The sequence below is a fragment of the Streptomyces panacea genome, assembly GCF_040560175.1.
GTDB lineage: Bacteria > Actinomycetota > Actinomycetes > Streptomycetales > Streptomycetaceae > Streptomyces > Streptomyces panacea.
In genome coordinates, this window is record NZ_JARJHW010000147.1 from 1 (window position 1) to 18471 (window position 18471).

The 18471-nt window shown below is 71.9% G+C and carries 15 protein-coding genes and 1 pseudogene; 10 read left to right on the plus strand and 6 right to left on the minus strand.

What is annotated here, in order from left to right; translation table 11 throughout:
• Nucleotides 1-182 (plus strand): annotated as a pseudogene (locus tag P3L51_RS27095) (GNAT family N-acetyltransferase); the annotation flags it as partial.
• Here the strand turns inward: P3L51_RS27095 and P3L51_RS27100 are convergent.
• On the minus strand, nucleotides 163-1086 hold the full coding sequence (locus P3L51_RS27100) for an AEC family transporter (protein ID WP_354607921.1): 924 nt from the start codon (nucleotides 1084-1086) through the stop codon (nucleotides 163-165). The pseudogene P3L51_RS27095 and the gene P3L51_RS27100 overlap by 20 nt on opposite strands.
• Before the next feature lie 214 nt (nucleotides 1087-1300).
• Nucleotides 1301-1588, minus strand: a complete 288-nt coding sequence (locus tag P3L51_RS27105; RefSeq protein WP_354607922.1) for a hypothetical protein — start codon at nucleotides 1586-1588, stop codon at nucleotides 1301-1303.
• 294 nt (nucleotides 1589-1882) lie between these two features.
• Here P3L51_RS27105 and P3L51_RS27110 point away from each other — a divergent pair, with 294 nt between their 5' ends.
• Nucleotides 1883-3037, plus strand: coding sequence for an epoxide hydrolase family protein (locus P3L51_RS27110; protein ID WP_354607923.1), 1155 nt, complete (start codon nucleotides 1883-1885; stop codon nucleotides 3035-3037).
• A 183-nt stretch (nucleotides 3038-3220) separates the two neighbouring features.
• The gene (locus tag P3L51_RS27115; RefSeq protein ID WP_354607924.1) at nucleotides 3221-3880 is read left to right on the plus strand and encodes an SCO2207 family protein; all 660 of its coding nucleotides are present in this window, start codon (nucleotides 3221-3223) and stop codon (nucleotides 3878-3880) included.
• A 17-nt stretch (nucleotides 3881-3897) separates the two neighbouring features.
• Here P3L51_RS27115 and P3L51_RS27120 read toward each other — a convergent pair whose 3' ends face one another.
• The gene (locus tag P3L51_RS27120) at nucleotides 3898-4833 is read right to left on the minus strand and encodes a Gfo/Idh/MocA family protein (RefSeq protein WP_354607925.1); all 936 of its coding nucleotides are present in this window, start codon (nucleotides 4831-4833) and stop codon (nucleotides 3898-3900) included.
• Nucleotides 4834-5101: 268 nt separating this feature from the next.
• Between P3L51_RS27120 and P3L51_RS27125 the strand changes: the two genes are divergently transcribed.
• Both P3L51_RS27125 and P3L51_RS27130 read left to right on the plus strand, forming a co-directional pair.
• The gene (locus tag P3L51_RS27125) at nucleotides 5102-6025 is read left to right on the plus strand and encodes a DUF6891 domain-containing protein (protein WP_354607926.1); all 924 of its coding nucleotides are present in this window, start codon (nucleotides 5102-5104) and stop codon (nucleotides 6023-6025) included.
• A gap of 399 nt (nucleotides 6026-6424) precedes the next feature.
• Nucleotides 6425-7024 (plus strand): winged helix-turn-helix domain-containing protein, encoded by a 600-nt coding sequence (locus P3L51_RS27130; protein WP_354607927.1) that lies wholly within the window; start codon nucleotides 6425-6427, stop codon nucleotides 7022-7024.
• Nucleotides 7025-7099: 75 nt separating this feature from the next.
• Here P3L51_RS27130 and P3L51_RS27135 read toward each other — a convergent pair whose 3' ends face one another.
• The gene (locus P3L51_RS27135; RefSeq protein ID WP_354607928.1) at nucleotides 7100-8575 is read right to left on the minus strand and encodes a PepSY-associated TM helix domain-containing protein; all 1476 of its coding nucleotides are present in this window, start codon (nucleotides 8573-8575) and stop codon (nucleotides 7100-7102) included.
• Nucleotides 8576-8632: 57 nt separating this feature from the next.
• Nucleotides 8633-9322, minus strand: a complete 690-nt coding sequence (locus P3L51_RS27140; protein WP_354607929.1) for a hypothetical protein — start codon at nucleotides 9320-9322, stop codon at nucleotides 8633-8635.
• A 119-nt stretch (nucleotides 9323-9441) separates the two neighbouring features.
• Between P3L51_RS27140 and P3L51_RS27145 the strand changes: the two genes are divergently transcribed.
• From P3L51_RS27145 to P3L51_RS27160, 4 genes are all read left to right on the plus strand, one after another.
• Nucleotides 9442-10545 (plus strand): NAD-dependent epimerase/dehydratase family protein, encoded by a 1104-nt coding sequence (locus P3L51_RS27145; protein WP_354607930.1) that lies wholly within the window; start codon nucleotides 9442-9444, stop codon nucleotides 10543-10545.
• A 245-nt stretch (nucleotides 10546-10790) separates the two neighbouring features.
• Complete coding sequence (locus tag P3L51_RS27150) at nucleotides 10791-12059, plus strand: sensor histidine kinase (protein WP_354607931.1); 1269 nt, start codon at nucleotides 10791-10793, stop codon at nucleotides 12057-12059.
• On the plus strand, nucleotides 12044-12697 hold the full coding sequence (locus P3L51_RS27155) for a LuxR C-terminal-related transcriptional regulator (protein WP_354607932.1): 654 nt from the start codon (nucleotides 12044-12046) through the stop codon (nucleotides 12695-12697). Before P3L51_RS27150 ends, P3L51_RS27155 begins: the two co-directional genes overlap by 16 nt.
• 219 nt (nucleotides 12698-12916) lie before the next feature.
• Nucleotides 12917-14449, plus strand: coding sequence for a DUF1996 domain-containing protein (locus tag P3L51_RS27160; protein WP_354607933.1), 1533 nt, complete (start codon nucleotides 12917-12919; stop codon nucleotides 14447-14449).
• 76 nt (nucleotides 14450-14525) lie between these two features.
• Here the strand turns inward: P3L51_RS27160 and P3L51_RS27165 are convergent, their stop codons facing one another.
• Nucleotides 14526-15038: a hypothetical protein gene (locus tag P3L51_RS27165; protein ID WP_354607934.1), complete on the minus strand. Its 513-nt coding sequence runs from the start codon at nucleotides 15036-15038 to the stop codon at nucleotides 14526-14528.
• A 139-nt stretch (nucleotides 15039-15177) separates the two neighbouring features.
• On the opposite strand from P3L51_RS27165, the gene P3L51_RS27170 reads away from it, so the two are divergent.
• Nucleotides 15178-18342 carry an alpha-N-acetylglucosaminidase gene (locus tag P3L51_RS27170; RefSeq protein WP_354607935.1) on the plus strand — a complete coding sequence of 1055 codons (3165 nt, stop codon included), beginning with the start codon at nucleotides 15178-15180 and terminating at the stop codon, nucleotides 18340-18342.
• The last annotated feature ends 129 nt before the right edge of the window (nucleotides 18343-18471 follow it).

An 18471-nucleotide genomic window follows, 5' to 3' on the forward strand; every position in this document is an offset into this window, starting at 1 on the left:
CCGAGGGGGCGCGGGGGCTGGTCGGCCGGCTCGCGGAGCGCACGGCGGTGCGCGACATCGTGGCCCATGTCCACCCCGACCACGCGGCGTCGGAGGCCGTCGCGCGCGCCGCGGGCCTGGAGCCCACCGACGAGTGGCACGAGGGCGAGGTGAGATGGCTGCTCAGACGAGAAGCCAGGTGATCAGCGACAGGGACAGCATGGAGCAGAGCGTCGACAGGATGACGGTGTCCCTGGCGAGGTCGGTGTCCAGGCGGTATTCGGCGGCGAAGATGAAGGCGTTCTGCGCGGTCGGCAGTCCCGCGCAGACCACGACGGCGAAGAGGGTGTCGCCGCTCAGCCCGAACAGCAAGTGGCCGACGGCGTAGGCGAGCAGCGGCTGGGCCACGATCTTGAGGGTGACCAGCAGAGCGCGTTCGGTACGTGCGGAGGAATCCGTTCGCACGCGGGTGTTGAGGGACATGCCGAGTGCGAAGAGGGCTGCCGGGACGGCGGCGTCGCCGAGCAGTTGGAGCGGCGCGGTGGCCTCTGTCGGCAGGTCCCAGCCGAGCGCGGATACGGCCACTCCGGCGAGGGAGGCCGCGATGATCGGGTTGCGGAAGGGCAGTTGGAGCATCCGGGCGGCGCGCCCGCGCGTCTCGCGCCGTACGTCCAGATCGAGGAGCACGAGCACCACCGGCGCGACGAAGAGCATCTGGAAGAGGGCCACGGTGATGACGAAGGAGGTGTCGCCCAGGACGTGTACGGCCACCGGGATGCCGAGGTTGGCGGAGTTGACGTAGCCCGCCGCCATCGCGCCGATGGCCTGTTCGGCCTGGCCGCGGCGGAACACCCAGCGGCTGATCAGGAGCCCGGCGGCGAAGACGACGACCAGGCTGAGGGCGAAGGCGAGGACGCCGACGTTCAGCAGGGCGGTCACGTCGGAGCCGGCCATCGCCAGGAACAGCAGGGCCGGCATGGCGAAGGTGAAGGCGAAGCGCCCGAGGACGTGCTGGGCCTGGCCGCCGAGGATGTCGTGACGCGCGGCCACCCAACCGAGGCCGGTGATCACCCAGATGGGCAGGAAGCCGAGGAGGACGGCGTTCACCGGGCCCGCCGCCCGCTTGTGGTCGCTGTCGACCGCCGTAGGTGTATGTGCCCGGCTCCGGGAGATCTCACCGGCCTCAGCATGCCGGAAGCGGCGGGCGGCCGGGCACGCGCCCCCGCCGATCGCTCCCGGTGCGCGACGAAAGCCCCTGGACGGACCCGGCGCCTCCACCGGTCCCGTACAGGGGCTTCGCTAGGTCGTCCGCCGCGGCCCCTCAGCGCCCGTAGCGGATCAGGGCGCGCACCATGCGGCACGTCGTGTCCGACGGCGGATGGATGCCCATCAGCGACGCCGTCGCCCGTATCTTCCGGTTGTTGGCGCTCGCCGGCTGATACACCCCCGAGTCGAGCAGGGCGATGGCGAGGCGCATGGCCTTGAGGCGGCGGTTGTGGGTCTCGTACCACTCACGGGGCCGTCCCGCGGGCAGTGGTTTGCGCTGCACGGACCTGGCTGCTGGCTGTGTGATGTCGAAGAGCTTCGTCGTGATTGTGGCAACGGCCATCGGCGACCTCCCGGCACGGTGGTGGAACCCTCACGAACAGTTGTAATTCTACCGCCCCCCACTGACAATCGCCCCTGGCCAGACGGTGTTTGAGGGAGGTGTGGCAGTGGTCGCCCCGATATTCGGAGGCACGCACCGGGTGACTCCTGTAACCTTCGGCGAACCACGTCACGCGAGGAGGTGAGCCCGATGCGCAGCACCCGAAATTTCCGGGCCCTCCTGGCCGTCGCGTCCGTCTGACCTACGCGCCGGGAGCCGTCCGTACACGGACAGATTCTCTGAGCGAAGGAAGACATGACAGCCGAGCAGTTCCGGATCTCCGTATCCGACGACGTACTCCACGACCTGCGTGACCGACTGAACCGCACCCTCTTCACCGCGGCGTCCGACAGCACCTTCTGGGCGGCGGGAACGGACCCCGGTTACCTGCGCGATCTGGTCGCCCACTGGGCGGACGGGTTCGACTGGCGGAAGGCCGAGACCGCCCTCAACGCCTATCCGCACCACATCGCCGAAGTCGCCGGCCGGCCGGTGCACTTCGTCCGTCTGCGGGGCAGGCGGGCCGAGGGCGCGCCCGCGCCGTTGCCCCTGATCATGACCCACGGCTGGCCGAGCAGCTTCGTGGAGATGCTGAAGGCGGCCGAGCGGCTGGCCGATCCGGCCGCGTACGGCGGTGACCCGGCCGACGCCTTCGACGTGGTCGTGCCGTCACTGCCCGGTTTCCTCTACTCGGCGCTGCCCGACGGGCCGTTCACACGCAGGCGTGTCGCGGAGATCTGGCACGAGCTGATGACCGGGACCCTCGGGTACGAGAGGTACGGCGCCTTCGGCGGGGACATCGGGGGCGGGGTCACGCAGTGGCTCGGCGCCCTGTACCCCGGCCACGTCGCCGGGATCCACCTCACCTCCGCCGTGAACACGTCCGACTTCGAGAACCGGCCGGCGACACCCGAGGAACAGGCGTACCTCGACGTCCTCAGCACCTACGACGTCCGTGACCAGGGCTACAGCGAGATCATGTGGTCCCGGCCCGACACCATCGCCGCGGCACTCATGGACTCCCCCGCCGGGCTCCTCGCCTGGATCATCGACAAGTACCGGGACTGGAGCGACTGCGCGGGCGATCTGGAGAGCCGCTGGGACCGGGACACGCTGCTGACGGTCGCCACGCTGTACTGGGTGACCGGCAGCATCGGATCGTCCTTCCGGCAGTACTACGACTACCCGCTCAACCAGCCGGTGCCGACGATCCAGGTGCCGGCGGCCGTGACCCTGAGCCATGAACCGGCGATGGCGGGGCTGCCCCGCAGCCTCGCCGAACGGCTCTGCGCCGATCTGCGGCACTGGAGCACGCCGGGGCGCGGCGGGCACTTCATGGCGCACGAGGAGCCGGAGCAGTTGGCGGGCGAACTGCGCGCGTTCTTCGGGCCGTTGAGGACGGCGGGCTGACGTAGCGGGGAGACGCCGGCCCCGCCCGGCCCGCGCCCCGTCATCACCGGCCGACGCCGGAACTGCCCCCGGCGTTGGGCAAGTTGATGGCGGGGCGCTTGAGCGGAACGGGCTCCCCACTCGTACGTAACGGCACACGGAACCCAGCCGGCCGCACTCCGCGGCCGGGAACAGGAGCCCCACGTGTCGCGGAAGAAGTCCTTCACCCGGAAGAAGAAGATCGCCCTGCTCGTCGGCGCGGTGGCGCTGGTGGGCGGTACGGCGGTGGCCATGACCGGCACCAGTCAGGCCTCGGTGGAGTGCGACGGGCTGAACACCGCCCTCGGCAACAACCAGCGTTTCATCGACGGCCAGCGGGCCGCTCCGGACGCCCTGTCCGACGCGCGGATCAAGAACCGGCAGGACGTGATCGAGGAGATCAAGCGGAAGCAGGCGGCTTCCGGGTGCGAGGTGGGTGCGAGTGACCCCGGCGCGGCGCCTCCGGCCGAGGCGGCGCCACCTGCCGGGGACGCGGGCGCGGGTGAGGACACCGGCGCGGGTGAAGGCGCGGGCGCGGACAACGGCGCGGGTGAAGGCACGGGCGCGGGTCAGGTCGGCGAGGTCGTCTGTGCCGGATCGACCGTCACCCTGTCCGGCGAGGCCGGCGCCCCGGCGGCGTCGAGCAACGAGTTCCCCGTCGGCACCACGCTCAAGGTGACCAACCTCGACAACGACAAGTCGACCACCGTGCGGGTCACCGCGCCGTCGGGCAGCTGCGCGCTGCTCAACGACGCGGCGTTCGAACAGGTCCGTGAACCGGGCAAGTTCCTGATCCGCAACGCCCGGATCGAGCGCGTGGGCTGAACCGGGGAGAGTGCCGGTCAGGGGCGGGCGAGCTGCCCCTCGGCCTCCGCGAGGATCTCCGTCAGCCGCAGGCCGAACCGCACGTCGCAGGCGTGCGGCCGGCCTGTGCGCACCGCCGTGAGCAGCGCGTCGATCGCGGCGCCGAAGGTGTCCGCCGGGTCGCCCCACTGCTCGGGAAGCACCGCCGTCCCGTGCTCGCCCCGCAGTTCGAGCCCCGCCCCCGCGCCCTTCTCGGGCGCGCTCAGGCTCAGCACCGCCGAACTCGTCACGCCCGACGTGTGCGTGAGCACCAGATGCGTGAGGTCGGGCTCCGACCGTACGGCCGTCACGGCGTTCACGTCGCCCAGCACCGGCAGCAGCGCGGAGAGCGCGTGCGGGCCCACGTCCCACAGGCCGCCCTTCTCGCGGCGCCAGGGCGAGTCCGCGTACGGCCCGGCTTCACTGCCCACCCCGTACAGCGCGCCGAGCCAGTGGGCGCGGGCCGTGAACCAGCCGCCCACCGCCGCCTGTTCCTCGACCCACTCGGCGGTCCCGGCGGCGAAGCGCAGCGTGCAGAAGACCAGCGAGGCGACACCGGCCCGCTCGGCGGCGTCCGCCACGGCGCGCGCGCCCGGCACGGTCGTCGCGACCGGCTTGTCCATGAGGAGGTGACAGCCGGCCGCCGCCGCGCGGGCGGCGAGGGGCGCCTGGATGTCGGGCGGCAGGGCGAAGGCGACCGCGTCGCTCACGGCCAGCAGCGCGTCGAGCCCGTCCAGACCGCCCACACCGGGACCACCCTCACCGCCGCCCGCGTACGCCGTGGTGTCGTGGGCGGCGGCGAGCGCGCCGGCGGCCTCGGGCCGCCTCCCCCAGACGCCGCTGAACACGACGTCCGGGTGGGCCGCGATGGCGGGGGCGTGGGTGCGCTCGGCCCAGGGGCCGGTGCCGAGGAGTGCGATGCGTAGCTGGCTCATGTGGATCAGTGTGCCGTCCGCACCCCGCCCCGGCCCAGAGCCGCCGGGAATCGGGTGGAGCCGTACGGGACCCCCGGTGCCGCGTTTCACGGGCCGGCCGCGGGCCTCCGGTGCGGCTTCCGGGACCTGCCTCTGAAGCAACAATTTCGCTGTTCGCGCCCCCATGCCCCGGCCGGCTTCGGCATGTGCGCGGCGCGCGGGAGACGCGCGGGCCACGGGGTCCACGGGGGACGACACGTTGTCAGTGGCCTGTGCCAGAGTGCTGCCCATGCTGGCCATCAGGGTGAAGACAGAGAACTGGCGGGAATACGAGCGGATCTCGGCGGACCGGCTCGGTGAGCTGATCGCGCGGATAGGGGGTGTCGACGATCAGTTCGTGACCGTGGACCGGATCCCCGACCGGCCGTATGTGTTCATCCAGGTGGCGCGGGACAGCGCCGAGAGCTACAACCTGGAGCACCGGGACGGCTCGGCCGACGCCATGTTCGGCACGGAGCTGCCGGACGCCGAGTCGGTGACCCGGGTGATGGTGGCGTGGGCCCGCCAGGAGGACGGCTGGGACGCGGGTGTGGTCTGGAAGCGGGTGGACCTGCCGCCCGTCGAGCCGGTGCCCGATCTCGACGACAAGATCCGGCGCGAGGTCGAGGAGTACGTACGGGGGCTGATCAGGCGCGGCTACGACGGACGGGCGCAGCTCGCCGAGGACGCCGAGGAGTGGCTGGTCGACGGGGACGGCGAGCGGCCCGTCTCCCCCGCGCAGGCGCAGCGGACGGTGGACCGGCTGTGGCTGGAGCGCGTCGAGGAACAGGCCGGGTGGGAGGGCGAGACCGATCCCGAGCGGATCACGGCGGTGTTCGCCGGGCTGGACGAGCGGGGCATCGTGGCCCGGGAGAACTTCACCTGCTGCCGCGGCTGCGGGCTGGCCGAGATCGGCGCCGAGCGCGAGGAGGGTGACACCCGGGAGGTGCGCGGCTTCGTCTTCTTCCACACGCAGTGCACCGAGACGGCGGCGGCCGGGGGCGGGCTCTCGCTCTACTACGGAGGGTTCGACGGCTCGGAGGAGACCACGGCGGCTGTCGGCAGGGAGGTCACGGCGGCCCTGGCGGACGCGGGGCTGTCGGTGACGTGGGACGGTTCGCCGGAGTCGGCGATCGATGTCGCGGATCTCGACTGGCGCAAGCGGCTGAGCTGACGGAGGGCGGGTGGCGGGCGGTGCGAGGTGGGCTGCGGACGGCGCGAGGTGGGCGCCGGACGGTGGGCCTTCGTGAACGGGCTGTTAATCCCATGAACAGCCCATGAAATCGCCAATGGATCCCTCTCCACGTATCGACCCTTGAGAGGGCACTGCTGCTACGGCCCCATATCTGCTTCAATGAGGTCATGGCCAGTCTTCAGCACGACGCGTCGGGTCGCATCGACCTTGAGCCGTTCTGGCCGTCCCGGCAGCACCACGACTTCGACCGGGTGTGTTGCCACGCGAGGAACGCGTCGGCCCTCTAAAGCCTCTTCCCAGGCCTTCGGCCGTCGCGAATGACGTACGTCCCGTCCTGTCGACTCGACGACATCCTTCGCGCGAAAGAGCTGACCCCTCATGGCGAACTCCCGCCCTTTCTCGACCGTCACGGCGGCCACAGCCGCCGCGGCCTCCTCCGCCACCTCCGGCCGTCACCGACTGCGAGCCGTCGACCGTGACGAGGTCGTGCCTCTCGCGGCGGCCGGCGCGGCCGGCCAGCTCGTGGACTTCCTGCCGCCCGGCTCCACCTGGCTGCCCGCCCCGGCGCACACCCTGCCGACGCTGCCGGGCAGGCCGCCGATGGTCGGCTACCTCGTCCTCGTACCGGCCGATCAGCACCCGGTGACCGCCGCCACCACACACCCCGCGGTGCCCGCCGCGGGTCCCGCCGCCGGTGAGGGACCGGTGCGGATCGACACCACCGAGCGGACCGTCGAGGTGGACGGCCGGCCGCTGGATCTGACGTATCTCGAATTCGAGCTGCTCGCCCATCTCGTGGCGAACCCCCACCGGGTGCACACCCGCGACCAGTTGGTGACCACCGTCTGGGGTTACGGACACGTGGGCGACGGCCGGACCGTGGACGTGCATGTGGCCAGACTGCGCCGGAAGCTGGGCGCCGAGCACCGGCACACGATCCGGACGATCCGGCGGGTCGGTTACAAGTACGCCCCGTAGGACCGCCCGGGACCGCGACATGGGTGAGGCCCCCGCCGGACGGACCGGCGGGGGCCTCACACGTACTCACACCCGCTACGTACCGGCCTTCGCCGCGCGGGCGCGCGCCACGGCGCCGAGCGCCACGTCCAGGACCAGGAACGCCGCCAGCGTGATCCCGAGCAGCGGTACGAACCAGCCGGCCAGCGCCGCCGCGGCGATCAGTGGCAGCAGCACGGACAGCGGCACCTTGCGCCACGCCCCGCGCGCCATCGGCCTGCCCACGGTCAGCTTCCGGTCCTGGGTGGGCCTGCGCTGCCACCACATGCGGTAGCCCCACACGATGATCAGGATCAGCGAGAGGGCGAGGGCGGCGAGCAGCAGCTGGTTGACGACGCCGAACGTGAGCCCCATGTGGGCGTCGATGCCGATGCGGGTGAGCTGGGCGAGCAACGGGTAGTCGGCGAAGCGCAGTTCGTCGAGGATCAGGCCGGTGCCGGGGTCGACCGCGACCGAGTCCAGCCGGACCGGGAACTGGCTGTCCCGCTGCGCGACGACGTACGCCGTCCCGTCGGCGGGCGGCTTCACGACCACCGGTCCGTCGAGTCCGGCCTGGCGCGCGGCGGTCAGGGCGTTGTCGATGCCTATGTCCATGCCCTGGTGGTCACCGCCCGCGCCGCTGTCCCCACCGTGGCCCTCGTGCTCCCCGGCACCGCCCGCCGCGCCGTCACCGCTCTTGAGGGTGGCCGACACGACCGGGGTGGCGCCGCCCAACTGGTCCTGTACGGCGCCGATGTTGGCGCCCGCGTAGGTCGACCAGGTCAGGCCCGTCGCGGAGAGCAGCACGAATCCGGTGGCCGCCCACAGCCCCAGCGAGCCGTGCCGGGTGAGCGTCCTGCGGCGTCCGGTGGCACCGGGTTCGGGACGGAGCAGGGCGCGCTTGGAGGTCCTTCTGCGGCCGATCCACAGCAGCAGCCCACCGAGCGCGACGACCCACAGCCAGCTGGCGGCCAACTCGCTGTAGATACGGCCGGGTTCGCCGAGGTGCAGATGGCGGTGGAGTTCGGAGAGCCAGGCGCGCAGCGGGAGGGCCCCGGAGCTGCCGTAGCTGTCCAGCTCGCCGCGTATCTGGGCGGTGTGCGGATCGACGAAGACCGCCAGCGACTTGCTCTCCTCGCTGTCCGGCATCGTCATCAGGACCCGGGTGGACTCCTCGTCCTCGGACGAGGGCCAGACGGCGGTGACCTTGCCGTCGGGGTGCTCGGCGCGTGCGGCCGCCACCTGGTCGGTGAGCATGGCCGCACGGTCGCTGTCCGGGGAGCGCAGCTCCTGGCGGTAGACGACCTTCTCCGCCTGGTACGAGAGCGAGTAGAGCAGCCCCGTGGTGGCGGCGATCAGCAGGAGCGGGGCGATGAGCAGGCCCGCGTAGAAGTGCAGCCGCAGAACGAGCGGGCGCACCGCGCCCCAGGTGGTGGTGCCGGTGGGCGCGGGCGGCTTCTTGTCGCCCGCCTTCCTGGCGGCGGTCTCGGTGCGTGGGGAGTCGGCGCCCTGTACGGGGTCGTCAATGGCCATGACTGTCCTAGGAGTTGGCGTGGGCACGGGGAAATCGACCCCCGGGCCCCGCCCTGGTCAGACCATGGCGGCGGCCCCGGAGGCCGTCGTACGGATCGGGAGCGCGCCGCGGGCGGGCGGGCCGCGCCGGGACACCGCGTGGGCCAGGACGGTGCCGCGCGGCCGGTGCGGCGCGCGGGTGCGGTGCCGGGGCCGTACGGGCGGCGGTACGGCGAGGGGCCGGGGCGTGGCCAGCAGCAGCCTCAGCGGGGTGAACGCGAAGGCGGCGACGGTCTCGGCGAACCGGAAGAAGGCGGCCTCGCCGCGGGCCAGCCAGAGCGCGCAGACGGCGCCGGCGAGCAGGTGGGCGGCGAGCATGCCCGGCGAGGTGTCGCCGACGGCCGCCAGTACGGCACCGCCGACGCCTCCCGCACCCACGCTCTCCCCCATGCCGGTGCCCGCGCCCATGCCCGGGGTCACGTGGCCGTGGCTCCGCGCCGGCCAGGCGCCGTGCGTCCCGGCGGCGGAGAACGTCACATGCAGCGCGGCCTGCGCGGTGAGCACGGCGGGCCCGATGAACGCGATGCCCCGGCGCCGCCCGCCCGCGAGCCACGACAGCCCGGCGATCACCCCAAATGCCGTCGCAAGCACACCGAGCGGAAGTTCATGGGCGGACATGGAGGAATGCCCCACCGCCGCCAGTGTCACGCACACCGCCGCGAGGACCGCGGCCCGCAAGGCGCGCATCGGCGACCGGGCATCTGTCATGGTGCGCTCATGCTGCCATCCCCGTGGCGTGTGCGGCAGATGGTGCGAACGCCGCTGACCTGCTATGCCCGCAGCAGAACGGATCCGGTAATCGGACAGCGGCGTGTCAGGGTTCGGCCATGAGACTTCTGATTCTGGGCGGCACCGAATTCGTGGGCCGCGCCGTGGCCGAGGCCGCACTCGCGCGGGACTGGGAGGTGACCGTGTTCCACCGCGGCCACCACGAGGCACCGGCGGGCGTTCGCGTCCTGCGCGGCGACCGCACCGCGCCGGACGGTCTCGCGGCCCTCACCGGCGCGGATCTCACCGACTCGGCCCGCACCGGCGCGGATCTCACGGGCACCGCCCGCACCGGCGCGGATCTCACCGACTCGGCCCGCACCGCCCGCACCGGCGCGTCCGGCGACGCCGGGCCCGAATGGGACGTGGTCCTCGACACCTGGTCGGGCGCGCCGTCCGCCGTACTGGACACGGCCCGGCTGCTGGCCGACCGGGCGGGGCACTACGCGTACGTGTCCAGCCGTTCCGTGTACGCCTACCCGACCCCCGCCGGTCTCCCCGAGGACGGCCCGCTGGTGGAGGGCGCGGCGGCCGACGCCGGGCAGCGTGACTACGCGCGGGACAAGCGCGGCGGCGAGCTGGCCGCCGAAGCGGCCTTCGGGGACCGCGCGTTGCTGGTGCGCCCGGGCCTGATCCTCGGGCCGTGGGAGAACGTGGGGCGGCTGCCGTGGTGGCTGGGGCGGATCGCGCGCGGCGGCCCGGTGCTCGCGCCCGGACCGCGCGACAACCCGTTGCAGTACATCGACGTACGCGACCTCGCCGAGTGGACCCTCGACGCGGCGGCACGCGGGCTCGCGGGCGCGTACAACGCGGTGAGCCCGCCGGGTCACACCACGATGGGCAAGCTGCTGGCGGCGTGCGTCAAGGCCACCGGCTCGGACGCCGAGCTGCGCTGGACGGACCCGGAGACGATTCTGGCGGCCGGCGTCGAGCCGTGGACGGGCCTGCCGATCTGGCTGCCGCGCGGTGAATCGCACGACATGATGCACGGCGGCGACGTCTCCAAGGCGCTCGCCGCGGGGCTGCGGTGCCGGCCGGCGGAGGAGACCGTCGACGACACCTGGGCCTGGCTCCGGTCGGTCGGCGGCGAGGCCCCGCAGCGCCCGGACCGCCCGAGGGTCGGGCTCGCGCCGGAGGTGGAGGCGGCCGTTCTGGGCCGCTGACTCCCGCGGCCGGGCAGGTCGTCGATCCGTCTCACGGACAGGCCGTCGACGCAGGCGAACGGGGGTTCGCACGTCCCTCCGACGGGGGATGGCCGAGGGTGTCCAAGTGGTGCTAGGTACACCACCGATTGGGGGCGGAAACCGCTCACGTACGACGGGCACCGCACGGCAGACTGATGGCTGTGCCCGTCAGCGGGCGGAAGGCCGGTCGCCGATGGGGCACGGGCGACAAGAGAGGATCCACGATGAACGGGACGAAGATGATCGCCGAGTCGGTCAGGACCACGGGCCGGGGGCTGGTGCTCGGGCTCACCGCCCTCGTCGGCTCCATCACACTGTTCGTCTTCTCGGTGCTCTCGATCACCCTGATCCTGCTCGGTATCGGTTTCTTCACCACCCCCTACGTCCTGACCGCGGTGCGGGCGCACGCCAACCGGCGCCGGCTGCTGGCGGCCACCTGGTCGGACGTCAAGGTCCCGGTGCCGTACCGCCCGATGCCCGCCGATCTGCGTACCGGCGTCACCGGCCAGGTGGAGCGGACCACGCTGATGCTGAAGGACCCGGCGACCTGGCGGGACCTGACATGGCTGATGGTGGACATGACGGTGGGCGCGGTCTCCGCCCTGCTCTCCGCGGCCCTGTTCATCTACGGGCTGGAGGGCCTGGTGCTGGCGGCCGGTCTGTGGCGGGTCTTCGAGGACGACGCGTACCCGTACGCCGGCTTCGTCTCCGTCGACAGCCAGATCACGGGCCTGCTCGCCGCCGCGGTGGGCGTGGTGATCGCGGGGATCGGTGTCCGGTACGCCGACGACATCCAGCGCGGCCACTTCCTGCTGGCCAAGTCGCTGCTCGCCCCCAACCAGGACCAGGCGCTGACACAGCGCGTCGCCCACCTCACCGAGACGCGGCACGACGCCGTGGACAACTCCGCCGCCGAACTGCGCCGGATCGAGCGGGATCTGCACGACGGAGCGCAGGCCCGGCTGGTCGCCATGGGCATGGACCTGGGCACGATCGAGGCGCTCATCGAGAAGAATCCGGCCAAGGCCAAGGAACTCATCGCCAACGCCCGACTGTCCTCCGCCGAGGCGCTGACCGAGCTGCGCGACCTGGTCAGGGGCATCCACCCGCCGGTGCTCGCCGAGCGCGGTCTGGGTGACGCGGTGCGGGCGCTGGCGCTGCGCCTGCCGGTGGAGACCGATGTTCAGGTGGATCTGCCGGGCCGCGCCGACGCGCCGGTCGAGTCGGCCGTGTACTTCGCGGTCAGTGAGATCCTGACCAACGCGATCAAGCACTCCAACGCGGACCGGATCTGGATCGACATGATCCACACGGACTCCATGCTGCGCGTCGCGATCGGCGACAACGGCGACGGCGGCGCGAAGATCGGCTCCGGTACCGGACTGAGCGGACTGGAGCGCCGACTCGGTACATTCGACGGCATCCTGGCCGTCAGCAGTCCTGAGGGCGGCCCCACCATGGTCACCGTGGAGATCCCTTGCGAGTTGTCCTAGCCGAAGACCTCTTCCTGCTCCGAGACGGTCTGGTCCGGATGCTGGAGGCGTACGACTTCGAGGTCCTGGCCGCCGTGGAGACCGGACCCGAACTGACCAAAGCCTTCGCGGAACTTCAGCCGGACGTCGCCGTCGTCGACGTCCGGCTTCCGCCGTCGCACACGGACGAGGGACTCCAGTGCGCCCTCGCCGCGCGCCGGGACCGCCCCGGGCTGCCCGTCCTCGTCCTGTCCCAGCACGTGGAGCAGTTGTACGCACGGGAGTTGCTGGCCGACGGCACCGGCGGCATCGGGTATCTGCTCAAGGACCGGGTCTTCGACGCCGACCAGTTCATCGACGCGGTGCGCCGGGTCGCCGGCGGCGGTACGGCGATGGATCCCCAGGTCATCCAGCAACTGCTGTCCCGCAGAGCCCAGGACAAGCCGATCGGCCAGCTGACGCCGCGTGAGCGCGAGGTCATGGAGCTGATGGCGCAGGGGCGGTCGAACGCGGCGATCGCCGCCCAACTCGTCGTCACGGAACGGGCGGTGTCCAAGCACACCTCGAACATCTTCGGGAAGCTGGGCCTGCCGGTGTCGGACGACGACAACCGGCGGGTGCTCGCCGTGATCGCCTATCTGGACCGGGGACAGCAGTAGGAGCGAGGGGAACGCCGACGGGCGGGCGCCTCGGCGCCCGTACCGTCCAAGGGGGCACCGGGCGAGGTGTGTTGAGGGCATCCGCCCGGTTTGTTGATGGAGATTTCTATGAATTCCTTGTGCGGCTGAACAGGCCGCGAATGACGTCCGTATGGAACGGAGCGCTTCCTCCCCACGCCGGAGATCCCCCTGAACCGGCACCGAAGCTTGAGGAGTTCCATGGGACGCACGTCAAGAAAACGCTCGACAGTGGCGAACCGGGCCATCGCGGCCTCGGCAGCCTTGATTCTGGGCGGGGGTGGGCTGGTAGCGGTAAATGTCTACGCATCCGCGGGAGAAGGCCGCTCCGGTCAGGAGCAGCGGATCCAGAATGCCGGACGGCAGATGTCCACCATCGACTGTCCCGAGGTCGCGAATGAGCTCACCAAGGTGCCGAGGCGCGCCCGAGCCACCGTCGACCGGGAACTGGCCCGGATGGACACGCAGATCACCGACGCCTACAAGCGGTTCGCCGACAACAAGGTGAAGTTGGAGAGAGATCCGAAACTTACCGAGAAGAAGATCCTCAAGCCGCTGAAGCAGAAGAGGCTCGCCAGCCTCAAGCGGATCCGTTCCGCGCTCAAGCGGGCGGGACACTGGCAGAAGAGCCTGGACTCGCTCGCCCCGTGCACCATGCGGCCCGACGACGACAGCACCAACGAGGGCGACCCGGGCGGCGGCCAGAACGGTGGCCAGAACGGTGGCCAGGGCCAGAACGGCGGGCAGGGTCAGAACGGCGGCCAGAACGCCGGTCAGGACGGCGGCCAGGGTCAGAACGCGGGCCAGGACGGCGGCCAGGGCGGCGGCGACGGCGGCCAGCCGCCGGGCAACGGCCCCGAGGCGTCCGACTTCGTCGACATCGAGTCCATCGAGCCGAACATCCAGGAGCCCCAGCCGGGAGAGCAGGCGTCGACCGGCAACTTCACCACCGAGTGCGGGCGCAACGAGAACGGCCTCTTCAACTCCGACAACGTCATCGCCGCGCCCGGCGTGAGCAACGGCGCCCACCACAAGCACGACTACGTGGGCAACCAGGCCAACAACGCCTTCGCGAGCGACGACGACCTGGCCAACGGTGAGACCACCTGCAACGAGCAGGGCGACAAGTCCACCTACTACTGGCCGGTGGTCCGCCTCCAGAACGGTCAGAACGAGGCCGACGCGAACGAGGACGGCGGCGGCAAGGACGGCAACGTCGGAGAGATCCAGACACCGTCCGAGGTCACCCTGCAATTCGCCGGCAGCGCCGTGTCGAAGGTCACGGCCATGCCCCGCTTCCTTCGCATCATCACCGGTGACGCGAAGGCGTTCGTCAACGGCGACGCCAACGCGAATGCCTCGTGGAGCTGCACCGGATTCGAGGACCGCCAGCTGAAGGACAAATACCCGATCTGCCCGGCGGGCAGCCAGGTGGTGCGTTCGTTCGACTTCCAGAGCTGCTGGGACGGACAGAACACCGACAGCGCGAATCACCGCACCCATGTGGCGTTCGCCGACCAGAACGGTCAGTGCCAGGAGGGATTCCAGGCGATTCCGCAGCTCAAGCAGCGGATCGTGTACGACATTCCGCCGGGTCCCGGTTTCGCGGTGGACTCGTTCCCCGAGCAGTTGCACAAGCCCGTCACCGACCACGGAGACTTCATCAATGTCTTCGACGACAACGTGATGAACAAGATGGTCGACTGCATCAACACCGGTAAGGAATGCAACTGACGGTGTGACGTAATACTCAGGCGCCGGCCGGGCTTCGAGCCCGGCCGGCGCTGCTCGATGTCAGCCCTGCCCGATGTCAGTCCTTCTCGGGGTGTCCCGAGTGCCCCTCGGCGCCGCCGTGCTTCCCGCCGCCGTGCTCCCCGCTGCCGCCACTGGCGCCCTCGTCGGCGCCTTCGTCGGCGTCCTCGCTCCCCGAGTGGTGCGCGGGGGCCGTCTCGACCGTTCCGCCCAGCCGGCCGCGCAGCGACTCGACCACCTTCGCGTCGCCGCTGGCGACCCACTTCCTGCCGACGAGATACGAGCCGCCGTAGTCGTTGGCCTCGTTGATCCACTCGCGCAGACCTCGGTCGGTCGCGAACGTGGTGAGGATGTATCTGCCGTAACCCGTCTTGCAGTTGGCCTGGCGCAGTTCCTCCGCGTCGGTCTGCACGTTCGGATCACACTCGGCCTTCTCGGCCAGCTGTTCGAGGCTCCCGGTCGCCGTCCTCGGCGCCTTCGGGGCCTCGTCGTCATTGGTTCCGCAGCCGCTCAACAGGGCCAGGGCCAGGGCCGGCACCACCAGTGCCACTCGGGGTCGCTCGGTACGCATTCGGCCATCGTGCCCTCTCCACAAGCCCCCGCGCGGGTGAACGACGCATCACATCGTTGCCCACCCCTCTCCCCGTCATTAACGTGCGCCCCGTACGCACCTGTTGTCACACCCCGTAACCGAGGACAGAGGACCGCTGATGACCGAGCTGCCGAGTCCCACCCCTCCTGCCACCCCCTCGCTCCCCTCCGCGCCCTCCAGACGCGCCGTACTGGCGGGCGCCGGGGCGATCGGCGTCGGTACGGCGCTGACCACGCACTCCCCCGCCGCCGCGCGCGCCCCCGCCCGCACCTCCGCGCCGGCGACCACGGTCGGTGCCGACGGCGCCGCATCCGCGACCACCGCCGCCGCGCTCACCGCCGCCCGCGCCGCCGTGGGACGCCTGCTCCCCCGCCACGCGGACCAGTTCCGCTTCCGGGTGGTACGCGGCGCGGAGCGGTTCCGGGTCACCGGGTCCGCCGGCCGGATCGAGGTGTCGGGCACCGACGCCGGAGTCCTGCTCACCGGGGTGCACTGGTATCTGAAGTACGAGTGCGGCGCCCATCTCAGTTGGTCGGGCAGTCAACTCGGCCTCCCCGCCACGCTGCCCGCGCCCCGCCGCCCGCTGGAGCGCTCGGCGACCGTGCGGCACCGGTTCGCCCTCAACGACACGCACGACGGCTACACCGCCCCGTACGCCGACTGGCCGCGCTGGGAGCGGATGCTCGACATCCTCGCCCTGCACGGCTGCAACGAGGTCCTCGTCACCACCGGCCAGGAGGCCGTCTACCACCGGCTGCTGACCGGCTTCGGCTACTCCGACACCGAGGCCCGCGCCTGGCTCCCCGCGCCCTCCCACCAACCGTGGTGGCTGCTCCAGAACATGAGCGCGTACGGCGGCCCGCTCTCCCCCGAGCTGATCGAGGCCCGCGCCCTGCTCGGCCGGCGCATCACCGACCGGATGCGCGAGCTGGGCATGTCCCCCGTGCTCCCCGGCTACTTCGGCACCGTCCCGGACGGCTTCGCCGCCCGCAACCCCGGTGCGCGGACCGTGCCGCAGGGCGACTGGAACGGCCTGCCGCGCCCCGACTGGCTCGACCCCCGCACCGCGGTCTTCGCCGATGTCGCCGCCGCCTTCTACCGGCACCAGGGCGACCTCTTCGGCGAGGTGAACCACTTCAAGATGGACCTGCTGCACGAGGGCGGCAACGCCGGAGACGTCCCCGTGCCCGACGCCGCCCGCGCGGTCGAGACGTCGCTGCACAGAGCCCGCCCCGACGCGACCTGGGTGATCCTCGGCTGGCAGACCAATCCCGTACCGGCCCTGCTCGACGCCATCGACACCGACCGTGTGCTGATCGTCGACGGCCTGTCCGACCTGGACTCGGTGACGGACCGCGAGCGGGACTGGGGCGGCGCGCCGTACGCCTTCGGCACCATCCCCAACTTCGGCGGCCGTACGACTCTGGGCGCCAACTCCGACCGCTGGACGGAGCGGTTCACCGCCTGGCGCGACAAGCCGGGCAGCACGCTCGTCGGGACGGCCTACATGCCGGAGGCCGCCGAGCGCGACCCGGCCGCCTTCGAGCTGTTCAGCGAACTGGCGTGGCGGCGGGAGGCGGTCGACCGCGAAAGCTGGTTCCGGTCCTACGCCGATCTGCGCTACGGCGGCGAGGACGGCGCCGCGCGGGACGCCTTCGGCGTGCTCGCGGCGACGGCGTACCGGCTGACAACCGCCGACGGCCGCCCCGTCGACTCCCTCTTCTCGCGCCGCCCCTCCCTCACCTCCTCCGTGGGAACCGCCTTCGACACCGCCGAGTTCGACAAGGCCCTGGGCTCGCTGCTCGACGTACGGGCCGGGCTGCGCGGCTCCGACGCGTACCGGCACGACGTGACCGAGCTGGCCAGGCAGGCGCTCGCCAACCGGTCCCGGCTGCTGCTGCCGCAGTTGCGCGGAGCCTTCCAAGGAGGCGACGCCGCCACGTTCCGCGCGCTGGCCGCGCTGTGGCTGAAGCTGATGCGGCTGAGCGACACGGTCGCGGGCTGCCACCGCTCGTTCCTGCTCGGGCCGTGGCTGGAGGACGCCAAGCGGCTCGCGACCGGCCCGGCGGAGGCCGCGACGCTGGAGTGGACGGCGCGCACGCTGATCACCACATGGGCCGGCAGGCCGGCGGCCGGGCACCTGAGCAACTACGCCAACCGCGACTGGCAGGGCCTGCTCGCCGACGTCCATCTGCCGCAGTGGCAGGCCTATCTGGACGAGCTGGCCGACGCCCTGGCCACCGGGCGGGAGCCGAAGGCGTTCGACTGGTACGTGGACGAGGAGGCGTGGACGCGGGCGCGCGGCGGCTATCCGGTGCGGGCGACGGGCGACGCGTACCGGACGGCCCTGCGGGTACGGGACACCCTGGCCTCCGCCCCGTACCAGGGCACCGTCACCGTCACCGCCGACCCGCTCGCCTTCACCCCCGGCAGCACGGGCACGGTGAGGGCCGACTTCAGGAACGCCAACGGGCTGCGCGGCACCGGCCCCGTCGACTTCACCCTGACCGGCCCCGCCGCCCGGCCGGACGGCCCGACGCGCCTGCCGTCCGTCGCCGCGGCCGGCACCGGGTCCGTCTCCTGGTCGGTGACGGCCCCCGCCGAACCGCTCACGTCGCCGCTGCGCCCGTTGCCGTACGCGCTGGCGCTGGAGTACGGGCCGCGCGGCGAGGAGCGCGTGAAGACCGTCCAACGGGGCACCGTGTACGTCGCCGGGCCCCTGGCGCCGGGCTGGCGCACGTACAGCGACAACGGAGCGGTGTTCGGCGCGCTCGGCGACCGCTTCGCGGTCAACGGCGGCGGCCAGGACCTGTGGAGAGGGACGGCGCAGTTCGGCGCGGCCTTCCGGGAAGGCGCGCTCAAGGACGGTGTGAGCGTGACGGTCCGGGTGGACGCGCAGGAGAACACGGGGGCGTGGGCCCGCGCGGGCCTCATCGCGCGCGACCGCATGTCGACGCCCGGCTCGCCCGGCATCGTCAACCTCGCGGTGACGCCGTCCAACGGGGTGGTTCTCTCCTACGACACGACGGGCGACGGCACGCTCGACACCTACCGGCGTGTCACGGGCGTCACGGCCCCGGTGCTGCTGCGGCTGTCGCGCGCCGGCGGCCTGTTCACGGGCTCGTGCTCGACGGACGAGGGGGCGACCTGGCGAACGGTGGCCTCGGTACCGGTCCCGGGCGCGGCCGGTGTCCAGGACGTGGGTCTGTTCATGAGCGCGACGAACGGGAGCAGCGGGCTGCGGGGCACGGTCGAGTTCAGCGGGTGGGGGGTTTCGGGGTAGCCCGGATCGCGGCGAATCCCGCCTGGACGTAGGCCGGTTGGGTGACCATCCGACGAATCGCTCGTTCTGCTGATCGTGCCCCCACCCGACGCCGCCACGGCCTCCGCCACCGCCTCCAGCTGTCTCTTA

Coding starts and splice junctions, on each gene's coding strand:
- P3L51_RS27105 (WP_354607922.1), bottom strand. CDS start 1,588: ATGGCCGTTGCCACAATCACGACGAAGCTCTTCGACATCACACAGCCA.
- P3L51_RS27110 (WP_354607923.1), top strand. CDS start 1,883: ATGACAGCCGAGCAGTTCCGGATCTCCGTATCCGACGACGTACTCCAC.
- P3L51_RS27120 (WP_354607925.1), bottom strand. CDS start 4,833: ATGAGCCAGCTACGCATCGCACTCCTCGGCACCGGCCCCTGGGCCGAG.
- P3L51_RS27125 (WP_354607926.1), top strand. CDS start 5,102: ATGCTGGCCATCAGGGTGAAGACAGAGAACTGGCGGGAATACGAGCGG.
- P3L51_RS27130 (WP_354607927.1), top strand. CDS start 6,425: ATGGCGAACTCCCGCCCTTTCTCGACCGTCACGGCGGCCACAGCCGCC.
- P3L51_RS27135 (WP_354607928.1), bottom strand. CDS start 8,575: ATGGCCATTGACGACCCCGTACAGGGCGCCGACTCCCCACGCACCGAG.
- P3L51_RS27140 (WP_354607929.1), bottom strand. CDS start 9,322: ATGACAGATGCCCGGTCGCCGATGCGCGCCTTGCGGGCCGCGGTCCTC.
- P3L51_RS27145 (WP_354607930.1), top strand. CDS start 9,442: ATGAGACTTCTGATTCTGGGCGGCACCGAATTCGTGGGCCGCGCCGTG.
- P3L51_RS27150 (WP_354607931.1), top strand. CDS start 10,791: ATGAACGGGACGAAGATGATCGCCGAGTCGGTCAGGACCACGGGCCGG.
- P3L51_RS27160 (WP_354607933.1), top strand. CDS start 12,917: ATGGGACGCACGTCAAGAAAACGCTCGACAGTGGCGAACCGGGCCATC.
- P3L51_RS27165 (WP_354607934.1), bottom strand. CDS start 15,038: ATGCGTACCGAGCGACCCCGAGTGGCACTGGTGGTGCCGGCCCTGGCC.
- P3L51_RS27170 (WP_354607935.1), top strand. CDS start 15,178: ATGACCGAGCTGCCGAGTCCCACCCCTCCTGCCACCCCCTCGCTCCCC.